The following is a 4,421-nucleotide window of genomic DNA, read 5'->3' as shown; positions in this document are numbered from 1 at the left end:
CCCCCCCCCCCCCGCCGTGGCTGCCGACCGCCGCGGCCGTCCTGGTCGCCCTGGCCGCCGTCGGTTTGGCGCTGCGTCCGCTGCTGTGGCCCGGGTACGGGCACGGCGACGAGGCCACCGCGACCTTCGTCGGGCAGGTGCAGGACCTGGAGGGGCTGGCGCACGACCCCGGCCGCAACTACGAGGACATGAGCCTGTACTGGGTGGGCTGGTACCTGGGGCTGGGCGGGGTGCTGTTCGGTGCGCTCGGGGCGTGCCTGCTCACCCGCCGCGTGCTGCTGCGGCGCGCCCCGGACTGGGTGCTGCCGCTGGCGGTCATGGCCTGGTCGGTGGCGGCCACCCTCGCCCGCCCGGCGATCACCCCCGACCACCCGTGGGCCTCCCGGCGCCTGGTGGTGCTCGTGCTCCCGGCGTTCGTGCTGCTGGCCGTCTGGTTCCTGGCCTGGGCGGTGCGCCGCCTGGAGGCCCTCGCCCCGCCGGAGGGGGCCGTCCCCGGGCGGGTGGCGGCGCCCGCCGCCGCCGCGGTCGGCGCGCTCGCCGTGCTCGCCCCGACGGCGGCCACGTCGGTGCACGGGCTGGACTACCGCTCCGATGCCGGGACGGTCCGGGCGGCCGAGAGGCTGTGCACGGCGATCCCCGGGGACGCGAGCGTCGTCCTGGTCGACGGGGTCGGCCACTACTACGGCCAGCTCATCCGGGGCATGTGCGACGTCCCGGTGGCCACGGCGGCCGACGGCCCGGCCGTGGTGCGGGCGGTCGCGGGCATCGCCGAGCGCGGGCGCACCCCCGTCCTCGCGGCGGAGAAGGAGGACCCGCTGCGCTTCCACGCGCCGCCGGGGTCGCGGATCGAGCACCCCTTCCACGTGCGCAGCGACCAGGACCCGAGCACGCTGATGGAGCCGCCGTCGGCGCCGTGGGCCTTCCACGGCGACATCTGGGTGGCCGTGCTCCCCGACGACCTGCCGCCCGCACGGGAGGGCGGCCAGTGAACGAGAACGGAACGGACACCGTGGAGCAGCAATCCCCGACCCCCGACGTCACCATCGTCCTGCCCTGCTACAACGAGGAGACCCACGTGGTGGCGGAGGTGGAGCGGATCTGCGCGGCCATGGACGCCTCCGGCACCGCGTACGAGCTGCTGGCCTACGACGACGCCTCCTCCGACGGCACCCTGGCCCGGCTCCGGGAGGCCGAGGAGCGCCTGCCGCACCTGGAGGTGATCGCCTTCGGGCACAACGGCGGGGCCGGGACGGTGCGGCGCATCGGCAGCCAACGCGCGCGCGGTGACATCGTGGTGTGGACCGACGCCGACATGACCTACCCCAACGAGCGCATCCCCGAGCTGGTCGCCCTGCTGCACGAGGACCCGGCGGTCGACCAGGTGGTGGGGGCGCGGCGGCAGGAGGCCGGGTCGCACCGGCTGCTGCGCATCCCCGCCAAGTGGGCCATCCGCAAGATCGCCGAGCACCTGACCAACACCCGCATCCCCGACCTGAACTCGGGGCTGCGGGCGTTCCGGCGCAAGGTGGCGCTGCCGTACCTGCGGCTGCTCCCGCCCGGGTTCTCCTGCGTCACCACCATCACCCTGGCGTTCCTGTCCAACCAGCACCGGGTCGAGTACCTGCCGATCGACTACGCCAAGCGGTCGGGCGACTCCAAGTTCCACTTCGTCCGCGACGCCTACCGGTACATCCTGCAGGTGCTGCGCATGGTGATGTACTTCAACCCGCTCAAGGTGCTGATGCCCCCGGCGCTGTGGCTGCTGGGCATCGGCGCCGCCAAGTTCGTGTTCGACCAGGTGCGCAACCCGCTCTACATCCCCAACAACACGGTGATGCTGGTGATGACGGGGCTGATCGTGGGGGCGATGGCGCTGCTGGCCGACCTCATCGTGCGCTCGCGCAACGGCGTGTAGGGGGAGGGGAGCGTGCAGGTGACGCTGGTCGGCCCGGCCCATCCGTACAAGGGCGGCGGGGCCCGGCACACCACGGAGCTGGCCCGGCGGCTCTCGGAGGAGGGGCACCGGGTGGTCCTGGAGTCGTGGCGGGCGCAGTACCCGGCGCTGCTGTACCCGGGGCGGCAGACGGTGGAGCAGGCGGAGGGGGAGCCGTTCCCCGCCACGCTGCGCCGGATGGCCTGGTACCGGCCGGACACCTGGTGGGCGGCGGGGCGCAGGGCCGCGGCCCGCGGGGGGCTGCTCGCGGTGGCGGTGCTGTCGCCGGTCCAGGTCCCGGCCTACCTGGTGCTGCTGGCGGCGGCCGGGCGGCGGGTGCGCACGGCCGTCGTCGCGCACAACGTGCTCCCGCACGAGCCGCGTACGGGGGACCGCCCGCTGATGCGGGCGCTGCTGCGCAGGGCGGGGACGGTTCTGGTGCACTCCAGGGAGCAGGCGGCGCTGGCACGGCGCCTGGCACCCGGGGCGGACGTGCGGGTCGCCGACCTGCCGCCGCACTTCCCGGACGCGCCGGGGGGCCGGGGCGTGGGCCCCGCCCCCTCCTCCTCGAAGGGCTTCCCGCACTACCTCTTCTTCGGCCTGGTGCGCCCGTACAAGGGGGTGGACGTGCTGATCCGGGCCTTCGCGAAGGGGGCGCCGCCGTCCGCGCGGCTGACGGTGGCGGGTGAGTTCTGGACCGACGCGGACGCCTACCGCGCCCTGGCGGCCGACCTGGGGGTGGCCGACCGGGTGGTCCTGCGCGAGGGCTACGTTCCGGCGGGGGAGGTCCCCGCGCTGCTGGACGCGGCCGACGTGCTGGTGCTGCCGTACCGGTCGGCGACCTCGACGCAGAACGTGCGTTTGGCGCACGAGCGGGGCCTGCCGGTGGTGGCGACCCGCGCGGGTGCGATGGCCGAGCAGGTCCGCGACGGCGTCGACGGCCTGCTGTGCGAGCCGGGGGATGTGGACGACCTGGCGAGGGCGCTGGCCGCCTTCGCCTCCCCGGGAAGGGCCGAGGACCTCCGCAAGGGCGTCCGCCCGGCCGACACGGAGGCCCTGTGGGCGGCCTACACCGAGGAGCTGACCGGTTCCCGGGAGACCGGGGCAGGAGAGGGCTAGTGTCACCGTATGGGAGATGCGCATGACCGGGAGAGGGTGTTCATCCCCAAGGAGGACCTGAGGCGTTCTTCCGCCCGAGTGCCGAGCATCGATCTCGACCGGCTCAGGAGCGAGATGGACGAGTACATCGAGGCAGGCCTATTCGAACACCTCGATCGCGCATCGCGCCGCGCCGCTCCGAGCGATTCGGGCGTCGCTGGTGATCAAGGTAGCGCCGAGGACCTCGGCTAGGGCGACGTAGGTGGCGTCGTAGGCGGACAGGTTCGCATGGAGCGCCTTGATCCGTGACCACAATGGCGCGGTCTCATACCGGTCGAGGGGGAGCGCCCGGTAATGCGCCATCGCGGATTCCGCCTGTGATTCGGAGAGCTTCCGTCCTCGGATCAAGCCGAGTAGAGCCGACATGACCTCGGTGTCCAACAGGTAGGGCGCGGCCAGGTCCTCCTCCTGAGCCGTTCGGGAGGCCACCGCCTCCCCCACAGGTCCTTTGACCGCCAGCATCTCAACGAGGGCCGAGTTGTCGACGACGATCACCGCTCGCCCCGCGCTTCATCCATGACGTCGAGAATGTCCTTGACGCTGAGATCGGCATCGGCGGTCCACCGCGCCCTCTCGACGGCCTCGGCGAGCGTCGGCTTCGCGGCTTCGCGTGTAAGGATGCTGCGGACATAGGCCTGGAGGGACTGGCCATCCCGGGCGGCGCGGGCCTTGAGCTCTCGTACGGTGTCTTCGGGCATGTCGCGGATGGTGAGTGCAGTCATGCCTCCATTTTACAGTCAATGACTGCAAAATGCAGTCAAATAGTGTCGGCCGTTCGCCGGGCCCACCCCGCCAGGGCCGCCGCCAGTAGGTCCGCCGCCGTCATCACCAGCCGGGACAGGGCCGCCACCACCAGGGCCGCTCCCGGGGTCAACACCGGGGACAGTGCCACCACCAGCACCAGCTCGCGCACGCCGACGCCCGCCGGGGCGATGACGAACAGCACCCCCAGCGTCCACGCCAGGGCGTAGGCCCCCGCCGCGATCGGCAGGGCGCGCCACCCCGCGCCGTCGGCCCCCGCCGCCAGGGCGCCGATGTGCAGGGACAGCGGGATCCACGCCGCCAGGGTCCAGCCCAGCGCCGCCGCGGTGGCGCGGCCGTCGACGCGCACCTCCACGGGGCGCTTCAGCAGCCGCATCGCCGTCCCGAGCACCGCCTCCACCACCCGGGGGTACAGCCCCGCCAGCAGCACCGGCGCCAGCAGCAGCGCCCACCACCAGCGCCGGGTCGCCTCCTCGGAGGCNCCGTCCCGAGCACCGCCTCCACCACCCGGGGGTACAGCGCCGCCAGCAGCACCGGCGCCAGCAGCAGCGCCCACCACCAGCGCCGG

5 protein-coding genes (1 of these 5 running past the window's edge) are annotated in these 4,421 nt (G+C 73.6%); 3 read left to right on the top strand and 2 right to left on the bottom strand.

The features are described 5' to 3' along the window. The 3 genes in view from D476_RS0121460 to D476_RS0121450 are tightly spaced (at most 12 nt apart) and all read left to right on the top strand, a layout consistent with a single transcriptional unit that may run on beyond the window. Positions 1 to 989, top strand: the 3' portion of a protein-coding gene (locus D476_RS0121460; RefSeq protein ID WP_026123725.1) for a hypothetical protein. Its footprint begins 1,081 nt before the window's first position; 989 of the gene's 2,070 nt are visible here — the last part of the coding sequence; the start codon falls outside the window, past its left edge; the stop codon is at positions 987 to 989. Further along, positions 986 to 1,915 (top strand): glycosyltransferase family 2 protein, encoded by a 930-nt coding sequence (locus D476_RS0121455; protein ID WP_017625977.1) that lies wholly within the window; start codon positions 986 to 988, stop codon positions 1,913 to 1,915. The genes D476_RS0121460 and D476_RS0121455 overlap by 4 nt, the downstream gene beginning before the upstream one ends. Positions 1,916 to 1,927: 12 nt before the next feature. Then, entirely contained in the window at positions 1,928 to 3,052 is a 1,125-nt protein-coding gene (locus D476_RS0121450; protein ID WP_017625976.1) for a glycosyltransferase family 4 protein, read from the top strand. Between the two features lie 138 nt (positions 3,053 to 3,190). Here the strand turns inward: D476_RS0121450 and D476_RS0121445 are convergent, their stop codons facing one another. Then, positions 3,191 to 3,586: a type II toxin-antitoxin system VapC family toxin gene (locus D476_RS0121445; protein ID WP_017625975.1), complete on the bottom strand. Its 396-nt coding sequence runs from the start codon at positions 3,584 to 3,586 to the stop codon at positions 3,191 to 3,193. Continuing rightward, entirely contained in the window at positions 3,583 to 3,813 is a 231-nt protein-coding gene (locus tag D476_RS0121440; protein ID WP_017625974.1) for a FitA-like ribbon-helix-helix domain-containing protein, read from the bottom strand. Before D476_RS0121440 ends, D476_RS0121445 begins: the two co-directional genes overlap by 4 nt. Positions 3,814 to 4,421: the final 608 nt, after the last annotated feature.

This window comes from Nocardiopsis chromatogenes YIM 90109 (genome assembly GCF_000341185.1).
GTDB classification, from domain to species: domain Bacteria; phylum Actinomycetota; class Actinomycetes; order Streptosporangiales; family Streptosporangiaceae; genus Nocardiopsis_A; species Nocardiopsis_A chromatogenes.
The sequence above is the reverse complement of the archived record's forward strand: the minus strand, read 5'-3'. Positions and strand labels throughout refer to the sequence as shown.

Coding starts and splice junctions, on each gene's coding strand:
- D476_RS0121440 (WP_017625974.1), bottom strand. CDS start 3,813: ATGACTGCACTCACCATCCGCGACATGCCCGAAGACACCGTACGAGAG.